This window comes from Pseudomonas sp. BNK-44-b (assembly GCF_047456245.1).
Taxonomy (GTDB): Bacteria; Pseudomonadota; Gammaproteobacteria; order Pseudomonadales; family Pseudomonadaceae; genus Aquipseudomonas; species Aquipseudomonas machongensis.
Genome location: NZ_CP179908.1, coordinates 4,459,454 through 4,476,293, shown reverse-complemented (window position 1 = coordinate 4,476,293; position 16,840 = coordinate 4,459,454). Strand labels below are relative to the sequence as shown.

The 16,840-nt window shown below is 63.7% G+C and carries 14 protein-coding genes; 11 read left to right on the top strand and 3 right to left on the bottom strand.

Annotation, left to right across the window (positions count from 1 at the left end; genetic code table 11):
* Window positions 1-59: 59 nt before the first annotated feature.
* The 3 genes from ACMGGG_RS20445 to ACMGGG_RS20435 all read left to right on the top strand — a co-directional run bounded on the left by ACMGGG_RS20445 (window position 60) and on the right by ACMGGG_RS20435 (window position 2,407).
* Complete coding sequence (locus ACMGGG_RS20445) at window positions 60-635, top strand: YfiR family protein (RefSeq protein ID WP_371105626.1); 576 nt, start codon at window positions 60-62, stop codon at window positions 633-635.
* Window positions 632-1,876, top strand: a complete 1,245-nt coding sequence (locus tag ACMGGG_RS20440; protein ID WP_414154320.1) for a diguanylate cyclase domain-containing protein — start codon at window positions 632-634, stop codon at window positions 1,874-1,876. Before ACMGGG_RS20445 ends, ACMGGG_RS20440 begins: the two co-directional genes overlap by 4 nt.
* Before the next feature lie 63 nt (window positions 1,877-1,939).
* On the top strand, window positions 1,940-2,407 hold the full coding sequence (locus ACMGGG_RS20435) for an OmpA family protein (protein ID WP_414155830.1): 468 nt from the start codon (window positions 1,940-1,942) through the stop codon (window positions 2,405-2,407).
* Window positions 2,408-2,439: 32 nt separating this feature from the next.
* Here ACMGGG_RS20435 and ACMGGG_RS20430 read toward each other — a convergent pair whose 3' ends face one another.
* Complete coding sequence (locus tag ACMGGG_RS20430) at window positions 2,440-3,390, bottom strand: LysR family transcriptional regulator (RefSeq protein WP_054894277.1); 951 nt, start codon at window positions 3,388-3,390, stop codon at window positions 2,440-2,442.
* A 131-nt stretch (window positions 3,391-3,521) separates the two neighbouring features.
* On the opposite strand from ACMGGG_RS20430, the gene ACMGGG_RS20425 reads away from it, so the two are divergent.
* The gene (locus ACMGGG_RS20425; protein WP_414154319.1) at window positions 3,522-5,045 is read left to right on the top strand and encodes a CoA-acylating methylmalonate-semialdehyde dehydrogenase; all 1,524 of its coding nucleotides are present in this window, start codon (window positions 3,522-3,524) and stop codon (window positions 5,043-5,045) included.
* Window positions 5,046-5,055: 10 nt separating this feature from the next.
* The gene (gene mmsB, locus ACMGGG_RS20420; protein WP_063546218.1) at window positions 5,056-5,943 is read left to right on the top strand and encodes a 3-hydroxyisobutyrate dehydrogenase; all 888 of its coding nucleotides are present in this window, start codon (window positions 5,056-5,058) and stop codon (window positions 5,941-5,943) included.
* 103 nt (window positions 5,944-6,046) lie between these two features.
* On the opposite strand, the gene ACMGGG_RS20415 is transcribed toward mmsB, so the two are convergent.
* Complete coding sequence (locus tag ACMGGG_RS20415) at window positions 6,047-6,730, bottom strand: FadR/GntR family transcriptional regulator (protein WP_414154318.1); 684 nt, start codon at window positions 6,728-6,730, stop codon at window positions 6,047-6,049.
* Between the two features lie 341 nt (window positions 6,731-7,071).
* Here ACMGGG_RS20415 and ACMGGG_RS20410 point away from each other — a divergent pair, with 341 nt between their 5' ends.
* Window positions 7,072-8,424: an MFS transporter gene (locus ACMGGG_RS20410; protein ID WP_414154317.1), complete on the top strand. Its 1,353-nt coding sequence runs from the start codon at window positions 7,072-7,074 to the stop codon at window positions 8,422-8,424.
* 20 nt (window positions 8,425-8,444) lie between these two features.
* Window positions 8,445-9,794, top strand: a complete 1,350-nt coding sequence (gene gudD, locus ACMGGG_RS20405) for a glucarate dehydratase (protein WP_372822005.1) — start codon at window positions 8,445-8,447, stop codon at window positions 9,792-9,794.
* 97 nt (window positions 9,795-9,891) lie between these two features.
* On the opposite strand, the gene ACMGGG_RS20400 is transcribed toward gudD, so the two are convergent.
* A complete protein-coding gene (locus ACMGGG_RS20400; protein WP_414154316.1) occupies window positions 9,892-10,998 on the bottom strand; it encodes a peptidase C39 family protein in 1,107 nt (368 codons plus the stop codon).
* Between the two features lie 200 nt (window positions 10,999-11,198).
* Here ACMGGG_RS20400 and ACMGGG_RS20395 point away from each other — a divergent pair, with 200 nt between their 5' ends.
* The 4 genes from ACMGGG_RS20395 (at window position 11,199) to ACMGGG_RS20380 (ending at window position 16,606) form a co-directional block, all read left to right on the top strand.
* Complete coding sequence (locus tag ACMGGG_RS20395) at window positions 11,199-12,677, top strand: RimK family protein (protein ID WP_231100340.1); 1,479 nt, start codon at window positions 11,199-11,201, stop codon at window positions 12,675-12,677.
* A gap of 12 nt (window positions 12,678-12,689) precedes the next feature.
* On the top strand, window positions 12,690-13,622 hold the full coding sequence (locus ACMGGG_RS20390) for a magnesium transporter CorA family protein (RefSeq protein ID WP_414154315.1): 933 nt from the start codon (window positions 12,690-12,692) through the stop codon (window positions 13,620-13,622).
* A gap of 418 nt (window positions 13,623-14,040) precedes the next feature.
* Window positions 14,041-15,432, top strand: coding sequence for a GABA permease (gene gabP, locus ACMGGG_RS20385; RefSeq protein ID WP_063546206.1), 1,392 nt, complete (start codon window positions 14,041-14,043; stop codon window positions 15,430-15,432).
* A 148-nt stretch (window positions 15,433-15,580) separates the two neighbouring features.
* Window positions 15,581-16,606, top strand: a complete 1,026-nt coding sequence (locus tag ACMGGG_RS20380) for a PDDEXK nuclease domain-containing protein (protein ID WP_414154314.1) — start codon at window positions 15,581-15,583, stop codon at window positions 16,604-16,606.
* The last annotated feature ends 234 nt before the right edge of the window (window positions 16,607-16,840 follow it).

The window sequence follows — 16,840 nt, the reverse complement described above, 5'->3', positions numbered from 1 at the left end:
GCACTGCGGCCTTATGCTATCGTGCGGGTTATCTGAATCTAATTTGAGAGATTTCCCACATGACAGTGGTTGTCTCGCCCAGGGGGCGAGTGACGGGCTGTGTGCTTTCGCTAGTGATTGCCGCCCTGTCGCTGTTCGCCTCACCGGCCTGGGCGGACCTCCCTGCCACTGCAGCCCAGGTGCAGCAACGCGCCAAAGCGGTGACCCAGGTCGTGCTGGGTATCTTCAGCTATGCCCGCTGGCCTGCTGATCCTTCGCCGCTGCGCCTGTGCCTGGTCGGCCCCACCGAATATGCCGACGACCTGATCAAGGGCAATGTGCAGAATGCCGGCCAGCCCCTGCAGGTGCGTCGCCTGCTGGTCGACGATTCGGGCGTTTCCGGTGCCTGCGACGCGGTGTACATCGGCAAGCTCGACGCCGGACAGCGTGACCGCCTGTTCCAGGCCCTGGTCGGGCATCCGGTCCTGAGCATCAGCGAGGCCGATGACCCGTGCACCGTCGGCAGCCTGTTCTGCCTGCACGTCGATGACGAACAGGTCAGCTTCGATGTGAACCTCGACTCGGTGGCGCGCAGTGGCGTGCGCATCCACCCCAGCGTGCTGCAATTGTCGCGGCGCAGGGCGGCGCAACCATGAAACTTACCGGCAGCCGCAGGACGCGGCCGACCTTGCGGTCAGTGCTGGGGCGAGGGCACCTGGGTGTCGCGCTGATCGCCGTCGGACTCGTGGGCGTGTCCCTGACCGTGCTCGGGGTAGCGGCATTGCGCGTCTATGCCAATCACAACCTGCACCTGATCGCCCGCTCGATCAGTTATACCGTGGAGGCGGCGGTGGTGTTCGACGACAGCGGGGCGGCCAGTGAAGCCCTGGCGGTGATTGCCGCCACCGAAGAAGTGGCAGATGCCAAGGTCTTCGACAGCCAGGGGGAGCTGCTGGCGCACTGGCAACGCGATGACACGGGCTTGCTGGCACCCCTGCAGCGCCAGGTGGCCAAGGCCTTGTTGGGCGAGGCCATCCACCTGCCGATCGTCCGTCAGCAGCGCACGGTCGGGCACATCGAGCTGCTGGGCCAGGGCGGCAGCCTGCTGCGTTTCCTGCTCAGCGGCCTGGCGGGCATCCTCTTTTGCAGCTTGCTCAGCGCCGCAGTCGCCATCCACCTGTCGCGCCGGCTGTTCGGCGATATCGTCCGTCCTCTGCGGGGCCTGGCCAGCGTCGCCCATGCGGCGCGGCGCGAGCGCAGCTTCGACCGGCGCGTGCCCGAGGCTCGGATTGCCGAGCTCAATGAGCTGGGCAACGACTTCAACGCGCTGCTCGACGAGCTGGAGGTCTGGCAGAGCCACTTGCAGAGCGAGAATGAGACCCTCGCGCACCAGGCCAGCCATGACAGCCTCACCGGCCTGCCCAATCGCGCCTTCTTCGAAGGGCGCCTCAACCGTTGCCTGCGCAACGCCGCCCGGCAGCAGGACCATTTGGCGCTGCTATTCCTCGACAGTGACCACTTCAAGCAAATCAACGACAACCTTGGCCATGCCGTTGGCGACGAGGTGCTGATCAATATCGCCAGCCGCGTGCGTGCGCAGTTGCGCGAGCACGACCTGGTGGCGCGCCTTGGCGGTGACGAATTCGCGGTACTGCTGACCCCCCTTCATTCGCGCGAGGATGCCCAGCGCATCGCCGAGAAGATCGTCGCCAGCATGAGGCTGCCGATCCTGCTGGACGATGGCCAGCGCGTCAGCACCTCGCTGAGTGTCGGCATCGCCTATTACCCGGACGATGGCCAGGATTCGGCCAGTCTGCTCAATGCCGCCGATGCGGCGATGTACCAGGCCAAGCGCAATCGGCGCGGCCATTGGCAAGTGGCCCAGACGGAACGCTGAGCCAAGGATATGAACAACAGGAGCTGAACCGTGAAACACCCCGTTTCCCTACTGCGTTTTTCCATGCTGGCCATGTTGCTGGCGGTATTGGCCTTGACCGGTTGCCAGACCGTACCGCCCAGCGGGCTGACCCCTGAACAGATTGCCGTGCTCAAACGCGAAGGGTTTACCCCAAGCGACGAGGGCTGGGCGTTCGACCTGTCGGGCAAGGTGCTGTTCGGCAGTGACCTGGACGGGCTCAACGGCCAGAGCCAGGCGATTGTCGAGCGGATCGGCAAGGCGTTGCTGTCGGTGGGCATCGTGCGTGTGCGCGTCGACGGCCATGCCGATGCCTCGGGCAAGGCGGCCTATAACCAGCAGCTCTCAGAACGTCGGGCCCAGAGTGTGGCCGAGGCGCTGATCGGCGTCGGCATGCAGCCGCGCAATATCGAGACGCGCGGGTTGGGCAGCAGTCAGCCGGTGGCGGACAACCGCACCAGTGCCGGACGTACCGAGAATCGGCGGGTGTCGATCGTGGTGGCGTCGAACTGAGGAATCGGGGAATGGCACCGGTGCCATCCGTCTCAATCCTGCGCAAACACCATTTCCCGTGTCTGCCCCATCAACAGCGGCGCATTCGCCTCGGTCACATCGCGGATGTAATCCCACAGCAGGGTGATCCGCTTCAACTTGCGCAGGTCCTCCCGGCAGTACATCCAGAACTGCCGCGTCACCTCCACCTCCTGCGGTAGCACCGTCACCAGCCGTTCGTCCTGCGCCGCCAGGAAGCACGGTAGGATCGCCAGCCCGCGTCCCTGCAGGGCAGCGGTGTATTGCGCGATCACGCTGGTGCTGCGCAGGTGGGCGCTGGCGTTGGGGATGAGGTTGGCCAGGTACAGCAGCTCGGAACTGAATGCCAGGTCGTCCACGTAGCTGATGAACGGATGGCGCACCAGGTCGGCGACCTGGCGGATCGGTTCGTGGTGGTCGAGGTACTCACGGGTCGCATAGAGGCGCAGGCGGTAGTCGCACAGCTTGCAGCACACGTAGGGCCCATGCTCGGGGCGCTCCAGGGCGATGACGATGTCAGCTTCGCGCTTGGACAGGCTGATGAAGTGCGGCAGCGGCAGAATGTCTACCGAGATCGCCGGCCAGGTGTCGACGAAGCGGCTCAACTGAGGGGTGACGAAGAAGCTGCCGAAGCCCTCGGTGCACCCCATGCGTATGTGCCCCGACAGCGCAACGCCCGAGCCCGACACCTGCTCGCAGGCCATGTGCAGGGTGCTTTCGATCGACTCGGCATAGCCCAGCAGGCGCTGGCCTTCGGCGGTGAGCACGAAACCGTTGGTTCGCGATTTCTCGAACAGCAAGGTACCCATCGCCCCTTCCAGCGAGCTGATGCGCCGCGACACCGTGGTGTAGTCCACGGCCAGGCGTTTGGCTGCACTGCTGGCCTTGCGGGTGCGCGCTACCTCAAGAAAGAACTTGAGGTCGTCCCAGTTCAGCGCGCTGAGGGAGGTCAGGTCTTTTTGCATGTTGATCCGGTTTTTTTGTGCATTCTTGTTGGATGTTTGCACATCTATACTCGAACTCAGCCCCTGCACGCCACCCCGTTCGCTGCGGCGTAGGCGTCTTCGTTCCGACAATAATTCCAAGGAGAGCGCAGATGAACGCACCCCACACGCCCCACACCCAGGTCGAGCAGGTCAAGCTGCTGATCGACGGCCAATGGGTCGAGTCCAAGACCACCGAATGGCGCGACATCGTCAACCCGGCCACCCAGAAGGTACTGGCGCGCGTTCCCTTCGCCACCCCCGAGGAAGTCGCCGCGGCTGTCGCTGCTGGCGAACGAGCCTTCAAGACCTGGCGTGACACGCCGATCGGCGCGCGCATGCGCATCATGCTCAAGTTGCAGGCGTTGATCCGCGAGCACAGCAAGCGCATCGCCGCGACCCTGAGCGCCGAGCAAGGCAAGACCCTGGCCGATGCAGAAGGCGATATCTTCCGTGGCCTGGAAGTGGTCGAGCATGCGGCGTCCATCGGCACCCTGCAGATGGGCGAGTTCGCCGAGAACGTCGCCGGGGGCGTCGACACCTACACCCTGCGCCAGCCCATCGGCGTGTGCGCCGGCATCACCCCGTTCAACTTCCCGGCGATGATCCCGCTGTGGATGTTCCCGATGGCCATCGTCTGTGGCAACACCTTCGTGCTCAAGCCCTCCGAGCAGGACCCGCTGTCGACCATGATGCTGGTCGAGCTGGCGCTCGAAGCCGGCGTGCCGGCCGGTGTGCTCAACGTGGTGCACGGCGGCAAGCAGGTGGTCGATGCGCTCTGCACCCACCCGGACATCAAGGCGATCTCCTTCGTCGGCTCCACCGAGGTGGGCACCCATGTCTACAACCTGGGCAGCCAGCACGGGAAGCGCGTGCAGTCGATGATGGGCGCCAAGAACCACGCCGTAGTGCTGCCTGACGCCAACCGCACCCAGACCATCAACGCGTTGGTCGGCGCGGCCTTCGGTGCGGCAGGCCAGCGTTGCATGGCCACGTCGGTGGCGGTGCTGGTGGGCAAGGCGCGTGAATGGCTGCCGGATATCAAGGCGGCGGCAAGCAAGCTCAAGGTCAATGCCGGCAGCGAGCCGGGCACCGATGTCGGGCCGGTGGTTTCCAAGCGCGCCAAGGAGCGTGTGCTGGGGCTGATCGAAAGCGGCATCAAGGAAGGCGCCAAGCTCGAGCTGGACGGCCGCGACGTGAAGGTGCCGGGGTACGAGCAGGGCAATTTCGTCGGCCCGACCCTGTTCTCCGGGGTGAAGACCGACATGCAGATCTATACCCAGGAAATCTTCGGCCCGGTGCTGGTCACCCTCGAGGTCGATACCCTCGACGAGGCCATCGCCCTGGTCAATGCCAACCCGTTCGGCAATGGCACCGGCCTGTTCACCCAGAGCGGCGCGGCAGCGCGCAAGTTCCAGAGCGAGATCGACATCGGTCAGGTCGGCATCAACATCCCGATTCCGGTGCCGGTGCCGTTCTTCAGCTTCACCGGTTCGCGCGGCTCCAAGCTCGGCGACCTCGGCCCGTACGGCAAGCAGGTGGTGCAGTTCTACACTCAGACCAAGACCGTCACCGCCCGCTGGTTCGACGACGACAGCGTCAATGACGGTGTGAACACCACCATCAGCCTGCGCTAAGGAGACTGCCATGCGCATTGCATTCATCGGTCTGGGCAACATGGGCGCGCCCATGGCCCGCAACCTGATCAAGGCCGGGCATCAGCTCAACCTGTTCGACCTGAACAAGACCGTGCTGGCCGAGCTTGCCGAACTGGGTGGGCAGATCAGCACCTCGCCCAAGGATGCCGCCGCCAACAGCGAGCTGGTGATCACCATGCTGCCGGCCGCGGCCCATGTGCGCGGCGTGTACCTGAACGAGGACGGCGTGCTTGCCGGCATCCGCCCCGGCACGCCGGCGTTGGACTGCAGCACCATCGACCCGCAGACCGCCCGCGACGTGTCCAAGGCCGCGGCGGCCAAGGGCATCGACCTGGGTGATGCGCCGGTGTCCGGTGGCACCGGCGGCGCGGCGGCCGGCACCCTGACCTTCATGGTCGGCGCCAGCGCCGAACTGTTCGCCACGCTCAAGCCGGTGCTCGAACAGATGGGGCGCAACATCGTGCACTGCGGTGAGGTCGGCACTGGCCAGATCGCCAAGATCTGCAACAACCTGCTGCTGGGCATCTCGATGATCGGCGTGTCCGAGGCGATGGCCCTGGGCAACGCGCTGGGGATCGACACCCAGGTGCTGGCCGGCATCATCAACAGCTCGACGGGCCGTTGCTGGAGTTCGGATACCTACAACCCCTGGCCGGGCGTGATCGAGACCGCCCCTGCATCGCGCGGTTACACCGGTGGTTTCGGTGCGGAGCTGATGCTCAAGGACCTGGGCCTGGCGACCGAGGCCGCGCGCCAGGCGCACCAGCCGGTGATCCTCGGCGCTGTGGCGCAGCAGCTGTACCAGGCCATGAGCCTGCGAGGCGAGGGCGGCAAGGATTTCTCGGCGATCGTCGAGGGGTATCGCAAGAAGGATTGATACGCGAGTGGGCTTGATCGCGGGCTGGATGGCCTTTCCCCTGTAACTGCGCACCAGGGGGAGGGCGCCGGTTCCGCGATTTTTTTTGCCCGCTGCACGCAGCTCAGTCGGGTAGCAGGCGATCACGGCTGTTGGACAAGTGCAGGCAGATCGCTGCCCTGGCCGCGTCCGGGTCCTGGCGGCGGATGGCGTTGAGAATCGCCTCGTGTTCCAGGTTGGCCAGATAAGCATGCCCCGCCAGGTTGGCCCCGGCGCGCTCGGCCTGGGCCATGCGCTTGCGCGGGATCAGGCCGTCACCCAGTTGTGCCATCATCTCGCTGAAATACAGGTTGCCGGTGGCCTCGGCGATCAGCAGGTGGAAGCGCCGGTCGGCTTCGATGCAGCTGTCACCGGCGGCGGCCAGGTCCTGGTAGTCGTCCAGGGCCTGGCGCATCTGCGCCAGTTGCCGGTCGTTGCGGCGCAGGGCCGCCAGCGCGGCGGCCTGGCCCTCCAGGCTGATGCGCAGCTCCAGCAGGTCGCGCACGCTGGCCGCGTTCTCGGGGCCTACGCGCAGGCCGGAACGGGCCTGGCGTTCGATGACGAACGTACCGATCCCGTGACGTGCCTGCACCAGGCCCGCAGCCTGCAGCTTCGACAGCGCCTCGCGGACCACGGTGCGGCTGACGCCGTAGTCGCGCACCAAGGTGTTTTCCGAGGGCAGCTTGTCGCCCGGCTTGAACGTGCCCAGCAGCAATTGCTGGGTGAGGCTCGAGACCAGGTCGTGGGCGCGGCTGTGGGTGCGGGGCATGGCGTGGGCTCTAAGTAATACCTGTGGAAGCGGCGGCTCGCCGCTGCGACGTGTTCAGCGAAAGGACTCGGCTGAACGCCCTCACATTACTTGTATGACAAGTTATCCACAAAGATTTTTTTCATCCTGATATTCACCCTCCCATTGCCTTGGTTAATCGACGTGATAAAAGCATTTCGCCGATTTTTACCCAGTTAACCGCTTGTATTTTGCTTTTTTCGCTCAATTTTCAACTTGTCGTACAACTCAGCCGGGAATATGCTCATTTCCACCTGGATGTCAGACAACTGCCTCGTCTACCGCCAGCACCCTCAATAAAAACAATGACTGGGAGATATCCCGTGAACGACACCCCCCCTGCGTCTGCCCTGCCCGGCGACGATGCGCTGGCCAGCGCCGTGACCAAGGTCAAGCGCCATGTCCTGCCGCTGTTCGTCATCATGTTCGTGGTCAACTACCTGGACCGCGTCAATATCGGCTTCGTCCGCCCACACCTTGAAAGCGACCTGGGCATCAGCGCCGCCGCCTATGGTTTCGGTGCCGGTCTGTTCTTCATCGGCTATGCGTTGTTCGAGGTGCCGTCGAACATGCTGCTGCAACGGGTCGGTGCGCGTCTGTGGCTGACCCGCATCATGTTCACCTGGGGCCTGGTCGCCACCGCCATGGCCTTCGTGCAGAACGAAACCCAGTTCTACGTGCTGCGTTTTCTGCTCGGGGTCGCCGAAGCCGGCTTCTTCCCCGGGGTGATCTACTACTTCACCCGCTGGCTGCCCGCCGCTGAACGTGGCAAGGCGATCGCCATCTTTCTCAGCGGCTCGGCCCTGGCCTCGCTGATCTCCGGGCCACTGGCCGGTGCGCTGATGCAGATCCAGGGCATGGGCCTGCACGGCTGGCAATGGATGCTGTTCATCGAGGGCATGGCCTCGGTGATCCTGTGCTTCTTCGTGTTCTTCTGGCTCGACTCCCGCCCGCAGGATGCCAAGTGGCTGAGCCAGGCCGAGCAGCATGCGCTGGTCGAGGCCATCGACCGCGAGCAGCGCGAGCGAGAGGCGGGCGGGGTGATCAAGACCTCGGCCTGGCGCCTGCTCAAGGACCGCCAGATCCTGCTGTTCTGCCTGATCTACTTCTGCATCCAGTTGACCATCTACGCCGCGACCTTCTGGCTGCCGAGCATCATCAAGCGCATGGGCGAGCTGAGCGACCTGCAGGTCGGCTTCTTCAACTCGATCCCCTGGCTGATCTCGATCCTGGCGATGTACGCGTTCGCCGCCGGGGCCGCACGCTGGAGATTCCAGCAGGCCTGGGTCGCCGCCGCGCTGGTGGTGGCCGCCATCGGCATGTTCATGTCGACCACGGGCGGGCCGGTGTTCGCCTTCGTTTCGGTGTGCTTCGCCGCCATCGGCTTCAAGGCCGCCTCGTCGCTGTTCTGGCCGATTCCGCAGGGGTACCTGGATGCGCGCATCGCTGCGGCGGTGATCGCACTGATCAACTCGGTGGGCAACCTCGGCGGCTTCGTTGCGCCCACCACCTTCGGCCTGCTCGAGCAGCAGACCGGCTCGATCCAGGGCGGGCTGTATGGCCTGGCGGTGACCTCGGTGCTGGCCGCCATCGCCGTGTTCTTCGTCCGCACCCGTGCCAAGGGTGCCCCTGTCCCTGACCTCAAGGCCCCATCGGCCCTGGGCCAATCCCATTGAACGCCTGCCAGACAAGGACAATGACCATGCAGACGACGCCTCACTCCTCGACCCCGGTCGTCACCGACCTGCGCGTGATCCCGGTGGCCGGCCACGACAGCATGCTGCTCAACCTGAGCGGCGCCCACGGCCCGTTCTTCACCCGCAACATCGTGGTACTGCGCGACAGCGCGGGCAACACGGGCCTGGGCGAAGTGCCTGGCGGCGAGAACATCCGCCAGACCCTCGAAGACAGCCGCAGCCTGGTGGTCGGCCAGCCGATCGGCCATTACCAGCGCGTGCTCAATGCCATGCGCCAGACCTTCGCCAACCGCGATGCAGGCGGGCGCGGGCTGCAGACCTTCGACCTGCGTATCACCGTGCATGCAGTGACCGCCATCGAGTCGGCCCTGCTCGACCTGCTCGGCCAGCACCTGAACGTGCCGATGGCAGCGCTGCTGGGTGAAGGCCAGCAGCGCGAGTCGGTGAAGATGCTCGGCTACCTGTTCTACATCGGCGACCGTACCCGCACCGATCTGGCCTACCGCAACGAAGCCGAGGCCGATGACGACTGGCTACGCTTGCGCCACGAGCAAGCCCTGACGCCCGAGGCGGTGGTGCGCCTGGCCGAGGCCGCCAAGGCCCGCTACGGCTTCAACGACTTCAAGCTCAAGGGGGGCGTGCTGCGTGGCGAGGAAGAGATGGAGGCTGTCACTGCGCTGGCCGAGCGTTTCCCCGAAGCGCGCATCACCCTCGACCCCAACGGTGCCTGGTCGTTGAAGGAGGCCATTGCCCTGTGCCGCGACAAGCACGATGTGCTGGCCTACGCCGAGGATCCGTGCGGCGCGGAGAATGGTTATTCCGGCCGCGAAGTGATGGCTGAGTTCCGCCGCGCCACCGGCCTGCCCACCGCCACCAATATGATCGCCACCGACTGGCGGCAGATGGGCCACGCCATCCAGTCGCAGTCGGTGGACATCCCGTTGGCCGACCCGCATTTCTGGACCTTGCAGGGCTCGGTGCGGGTGGCGCAGATGTGCCATGACTGGGGCCTGACCTGGGGTTCGCACTCCAACAACCACTTCGATATTTCGCTGGCCATGTTCACCCAGGCGGCGGCTGCCGCGCCGGGCGAGATCACCGCCATCGACACCCACTGGATCTGGCAGGACGGCCAGCGTCTGACCCGCGAGCCGCTGCGTATCGTCGACGGCCATGTACGGGTGCCGACGCGGCCGGGGTTGGGCGTCGAATTGGATGAAGACCAACTGATGAAGGCCCATGAGTGCTACCGAAACATGGGCCTGGGCGCCCGGGATGACAGCGTGGCGATGCAGTTCCTGGTGCCGGGGTGGACCTTCGACAACAAACGGCCTTGCCTGGTGCGTTGAGGCGATTGACCCGCCTGTGTGCAGGCTTGCCCGTGAAAAGGATCGCGCAGTGATTGGGGCCAGCAAACCGCTGCCAATCACCGCGCCCCAGCGCCCTTTACGCAGACGTTATCCCCCGCTCGAACAGCACCACCGCCGCCCGCACCTTGCGCCCACCGAACAGGCTCATGCGCTGGAACTCGCCATGGCTCACCGGCAGGTGCTGGCAGTCCAGCGCCAACCGGTGCCGGCCGTGGTCGGTGTCCGGATCGTGCAGGTAGACGAAGTCGGCATTGCAGCCAGTCACCAGCACCCAGTGCGGCGCCTTGCTGCCGGTCAGGCGGTAGTTGCTGATCAGCACCAGTGCCAATCCGCCCTCGGCCAGCAGTGACGGCAGGTCGAGCGGGCCGTAGCCGAGTTGCACGTCGGTGCCCTGCAGTTGCGTGCAGAAATCCTCGTGTACCAGGCGCATCACCTCTTTCTTGTTGGCCTGGCGCACGCCATCGAGAAACAGCGGGCCGTCGTTGCTCAGTTGCAGGCGCACGCGAAAACCGCGGCGCCAAGCGGCCAGGGCCAGACCGTGCGGGCTGCAACCGCCGTGTCCTGAGGTCATGAACACGGTGGTTGCCTCGCGCCACAGGCGCACCTCTTCCTGGCGTGTCGGTTGCAACTGCGGGCGCAGCGCGGCCATGGCCATCAACAGGCACGCCGGGCCACAGGTGAAGTCGGTGGTCTGCGGGTAATAGGGCACCGCGCGTGCCTCGCTGGTCGGGCGCTGGAGGATGCGCTTCTCGTAACGCAGGGCGCTGACGTGGTCCTCATAGTAGTCCTCGACCTGGGCGAAGCGTCGGTAGCCGTGGCGTTCGTACAGTGCGATGGCGCGCGGGTTGTCGACGCGCACCTCCAGGCGCAGGTAGGCGCGATCGTGCTCCAGTGCGCAGCGCTCGGCACGTTCCAGCAGTCGCGCACCAAGCCCTTCACCGCGCGCCGCTGGGGCGATGGCGATGGAGTACAGCCGCGCCAGCGAGGTGTTGCGATGGAGCAGCAGCAGCGCGTAGCCCATCAATTGCCCATCGCGCTGTGCCACCAGCAAGCTGGCGTTGGCGTGGGCAATCATCCAGCGCAGGCTGCGGGCGTTGAGCCGGTCCGAGACGAAGCACTGGTTCTCGAGGGCCAGCAAGGCCGGCAGGTCTTCAAGTGTTGCCAGGCGAAATTCGATTTGCATGGGGCCGCCGTAAAAGTTGCGTAATGAAACGAGACATTCGAAAAACATCGTGCTTAATAGAAGCGTGTGTCCCAAACACAGGGCTTCAGGCAATGTCTTCGTTTCAAGAAACCTTATCGACCGGCTCCGAGGAAAGTGCGTTATCCGGCGTGCACGCTGCGAGTTATCCGCCGACGGGCACCCCCAAGTCAAGTCAATTGATGATTATCGTGGAGCGCCGTGAGGACTGGGCTTCGTACCTTCCAAGCGAAGATATGATGACCGCTCAGGAATACCTCGAACAATCGCCAGATCCTTCGCCAGGTCAACGTGTGCAAGTTATAAACTTGTGCCGAAACTATAAGTATCTGGGTCACGGTTATTATTGTTCTTTATTAGCCGAGGCCCGGGGTCATCATGTCATTCCGTCTGTAAAAAGTATCAGCGAACTGACGCGCAAGTCGTTATATGGGTTGGCGCTGGATGAGATGGCAGGCCGCCTGGAAAGTGCGTTGGTCAATCACCCTTATGGCGAAACCGAAGGTTTCACCTTGAGCCTGTATTTCGGTCGAACCGATCTGGAACCGCTGCAGGACATCGCTCGGCAGTTGTTCGAGGCGTTTCCCTGCCCGATCCTGCTGGTGGAGTTTCGCAAGACCACCTCCTGGCACATCGCCGGGGTCAAGGCCGGGGCGTTGCACAAGTTGCGGGAAAACCAGCAGGACCAGTTCGCCAACGCCCTGGACGGTTTCAGCCGCAGGATCTGGCGCCAGCCACGCTCACGGCGGATGGCGCGCTACGACCTCGCCATCCTGCATGACCCCGACGAGGCCCTGCCACCGTCCAATGCCAAGGCGCTGGAGCAGTTCGTCAAGGCCGGCCACCGCTTGGGTATCGATGTCGAGCTGATCGAGCGCAAGGACTACGCCCGCCTGGCTGAATACGACGCCTTGCTGATCCGTGAGACCACCAGCGTCGACAACCACACCTACCGTTTCGCCAAGAAGGCCGAAAGCGAAGGGCTGGTGGTGATGGACGATCCGGCGTCGATCCTGCGTTGCACCAACAAGGTCTACCTGACCGACCTGCTGCGCAGCAACCGCCTGGCCATGCCGGCCAGCGAGATTCTCTACCGCGACAACCCGCAGGACCTGGAGCGGGTCGGCGAGCGCCTCGGTTTCCCATTGGTGCTGAAGATTCCTGACGGTTGTTTTTCCCGGGGGGTGATCAAGGTCAAGGACCAGGCCGAGCTGCTCGAGGCGACCAGCGAGCTGTTCGAGCACTCGGTGCTGCTGCTGGCTCAGGAGTACCTCTACACCGAATACGACTGGCGTATCGGCGTGCTCAACCGCAAGCCGATCTTTGCCTGCCAGTACTTCATGTCCAAGGGCCACTGGCAGATCTTCAACCACCAGGCCAAGCGCGACGAGGTCAACGGCGAATGCCGCACCCTGGCCGTGCACGAAGCGCCACGGGCGGTGGTGGAGTTGGCGGTCAAGGCCGCCAACCTGATCGGTGACGGGCTGTACGGGGTGGACCTCAAGCAGGTGGGCGAGCGCGTGGTGGTCATCGAGGTCAACGACAACCCCAACCTGGATGCCGGCATCGAAGACGCCTACCTGCACGAAGATCTCTACACCTTGGTACTCGAAGAGTTCATCCGCCGCCTGGAGCAGAAGCGCCGCGGCCAGGCCTGGTAAGGAGGATTGAGCATGATCACCTGCTATACCCTGGCCCACGGCCAGTTGCGCGAAGGTGACGGGCTGGACAGCGAGGTGCTGCTGTTCGTCGACCCCGACAGCGCCGAGCGCGAACTGCTGCAGGCATGGTTCCACCTGGATGCCCACGCCCTGGCCTCGGCGCTGGACCCGGACGAGGTGTCGCGCATCGAGGCGCATCGCGACGGCCTGTTCCTGATCTGGAAGCGCCCACAGAACTACTCCGGTGGTGACAGCTTCGCCTTTCAGGTGTCCTCCTTCGGCCTGTTGCTGGATGAACGTCGCCTGGTACTGATCGCCCCGGACAGCTCGCCCCTGGACGGCCTGGGCAATCGCCATGCGCTCGAGCGCCCGCTGGATGTGCTGCTGGGCATCCTGCTCGACAACCTGCACCACTACCTTGGCCACCTGAAGGTGATCAAGCTGGTTGGGCGCGAGTTGCAGCAGCGCTTCGAGCAGTCGCTGGAAAACCGTCACCTGATGCAGATGTTCAACCTCAGCGAGAGCCTGATCCACTACATCAACGCCATCCACAGCAACGGCGCAGTGCTTGCCCGCCTGCGCAGCCACGGCGAGAAGCAGCATTTCGACGCCGCTGCGCTGGCGCTGATCGACGACCTGGTCATCGAGAACACCCAGTGCCACAAACAGGCCGAGATCTACTCGATGGTGTTCGCCGGGCTGATGGACGCGCGCGGCAACCTGGCCAACAACGCGATGAACGAAACCTTGCGCAAGCTCACCCTGATCAACGTGGTGTTCCTGCCGCTGAACCTGATCGCCAGCATCGGCGGGATGTCCGAGTTCAGCATGATGACGGCCGGGGTGCCGTGGTGGGCGTCCTATTCGTTGCTGGTGCTGGCGATGATGCTGCTGGGGGCGGGAATGGTACTGGGGCTCAAGCGCATGGCGCGGAGGATGGCATGAGCAATCTGCAGATAGGGCTGTGCGTGGTGTCGGTGATCGTGATCTTCGCGGTGGTGAACTACTACTGGGATCACCGTCGCGACCAGTAGCAACTGTCTTGCTCAAAATCTGAAGGTCCAGCCCAATTCCTTTGGGAGCGGGCTTGCCCGCGAAAAAACTTTCGCGGTGGATAGCATCGATTTGACCCGCCTTCGCAAGTCCCGGTGTCGTGATCGAACAGCTTCATGGCGCGCTGGAACAATTTGCCCTGCACCCGCGCTGTTTGAATGAAGCCGATCTCGACGCCGCCGCTCGCCCAACCCGTGAACAACGTCAATAAAATCACTTGAGCCGCGTGCAACTCATTGTCCAGAAAGGAGATAGTTTTCGCCTACGCCTGCCCGTCCTTCCTTGTGTCAGCAAAAAGAGAACAAGATCAATGAACACCGTGGGAACTGATGGCAACCTTGCACAAGGTTTCAAGCCACGTCATGTAACGATGCTGTCCATCGCCGGCATCATCGGTGCAGGACTTTTCGTCGGCTCCGGACACGCCATCGCGGCTGCCGGGCCCGCCACCATCCTCTCCTATTTCGTCGCCGGCACGCTGGTCGTGCTGGTCATGCGCATGCTCGGCGAAATGGCCGTCGCCCATCCCGACACCGGATCGTTTTCCACCTACGCCGACCAGGCCATCGGCCGTTGGGCCGGCTACACCATCGGCTGGTTGTACTGGTGGTTCTGGGTGCTGGTCATTCCCATCGAAGCGTTGGCCGCAGGCCATGTGCTCAACGCCTGGTTCCCGCAGGTCGATAGCTGGATCTTTGCCCTCGCATCGGTATTGCTGCTGGCCTGCACCAACCTGTTCAGCGTGGCCAAGTACGGCGAGTTCGAGTTCTGGTTCGCGATCCTCAAAGTCACGGCGATCCTGGGCTTCATCGGCCTGGGCTTTGCCGCGCTGATGGGCTGGTTGCCCAACCGTGAAGTCAGTGGCCTGAGCACACTGATGAGCGAGCACGGCGGCTTCGCGCCCAAGGGCTGGTCGGCGGTGATCGGCGCCTTCATCACCGTGATGTTCAGCTTCATCGGTACGGAAGCGGTGACCATCGCCGCCTCCGAATCCAACGACCCGGCGCGCAACATCGCCAAGGCCACCCGCTCGGTGATCTGGAGGATCAGCACCTTCTACATCCTGTCGATCTTCGTGATCATCTCCGTGGTGCCGTGGAACGATCCGCAGCTTGCGGTGGTGGGCTCGTACCAGCGGGCGCTGGAGATCATGAACATCCCCAACGCATCGTTCATGGTCGACCTGGTGGTGCTGATCGCCGTGACCAGTTGCATGAACTCGTCGATCTACATCGCCTCGCGCATGATGTTCTCGCTGGCCAAGCGCGGCGACGCCCCGGCCATGCTCAAGCGCACCTCGAAGGTTGGCGTGCCGCGTGCGGCGGTGTTCGGCAGCACACTGATCGGGGCGGCCATCGCCATCCTCAACTACTTCGCCCCCAAGGGCGTGTTCGAATTCCTGCTCGCCAGTTCTGGCGCTATCGCCCTATTGGTGTACCTGGTGATCGCCATCTCGCAACTGCGCATGCGCCGGCGCCTGGAGCGCGAGAGCACGGAACTGAAGTTCCGCATGTGGCTGTTCCCCTGGCTGACCTGGGGAGTGATCGTGTTCATCAGCTGCGCGCTGGCAGTGATGATGTATACCGAGGAGCACCGCGCAGAGGTCAGCGCCACGCTGAGCCTGGCGATCCTGATCTCGTTCCTCGGCATCGTCACCACGCGCGGGCATGACCGCAAGGTAGCGGTGCGGTCGATGGGCTAGGCAGGGCGCATGTAACGGTTTATGACGAGGGGCGCTTTTACCAGGCGCCCCTCTGTCGTTTACCACAGCGACCTCGGAGCGGTCCGACATCTTTAGGATGCACCCCTGGATAGGCTTCCTGGCTTCGAACCATGCCAGGAACCCTTCGATGAAAGACCCACAACAACATGACCACGCAACCACCGCCGCTCCCGCCAGGGAGGAGCGCTTCGACGAGGTCGTGAGCCTCATCCACTCGGCACGACAACGCTGCATGCAAGCCGTAAATACGCAGCTCATCGAGCTGTATTGGCAGGTCGGTGCCTACATCAGTCGCAAGATCGAGAATGCCGAATGGGGCGACGCCGTGGTCAGCCAACTGGCCGCCCACCTGGCGCGCACGCAGCCGGGTTTGCGTGGTTTCACGCGACCGAACCTGTTCCGTATGCGCCAGTTCTTCGAGGCCTATCGTCACGACGAGGTTGTCTCACCGCTGGTGAGACAACTGCCGTGGACCCACAACATGATCATTCTCGGGCAGAGCCGACGCGTGGAGGAGCGAGAGTTCTATCTACGGATGGCCATCAAGGAGGGATGGTCCAAGCGCGAACTGGAGCGCCAGATGAAAGCCGCCCTGTTCGAGCGCAGCGTTGCCGACCCGCTCAAGGCATCAGCCTCTCTTGCCCAGGCCCACCCGCAAGCCCTCTCGGTGTTCCGTGACGCCTACCTGCTGGACTTTCTCGACCTTCCCCAGGGGCATGCCGAAGCCGATCTGCACAAGGGCCTGCTGCAGCGTTTGAAGGACTTTCTCGTGGAGCTTGGCCGCGACTTCTGCTTCGTTGGCTCGGAGTATCCACTGCAGGTCGGTGGGCGTGACTTTGCCGTGGATCTGGTGCTGTTCCATCGCGGGCTGAACTGCCTGGTCGCGGTGGAGCTGAAGGTCGGGCGCTTCGAGCCCGAGTACATGGGCAAGCTGGATTTCTATCTCGAGGCGCTGGATCGCAACGAGCGCAAGGCGCATGAAAACCCCGCCATCGGCGTACTGCTGTGCGTCAGCAAGCATGACGAGGTGGTCGAGTACGCGCTCAACCGCAGCCTGTCACCGGCCCTCGTCGCCGAGTACCAGACCTGCCTGCCGGACAAGGCGCTGTTGCAGGCCAAGCTGCAAGAGTTCTACGCCCTCGACGCACGCTGACCCTCCCCCGAAACCGGCTCGATCCCTATCTGAACGCCAGCCCAACCGTTGTAGGAACGGGCTTGCCCGCGAACACGGGCGTAGCCCGCGCCAGGCAGCGGGATGTCTTTTTCTCGGGCAGCCCGCTCCTGCAAGTGCGCCGGAGCTATCACCACTCGTCAAATAATCAATTGACGAATATCAAATTCACTATTAGCTTAACCATTAAATCGAACAATAAATATCGCACAGCGA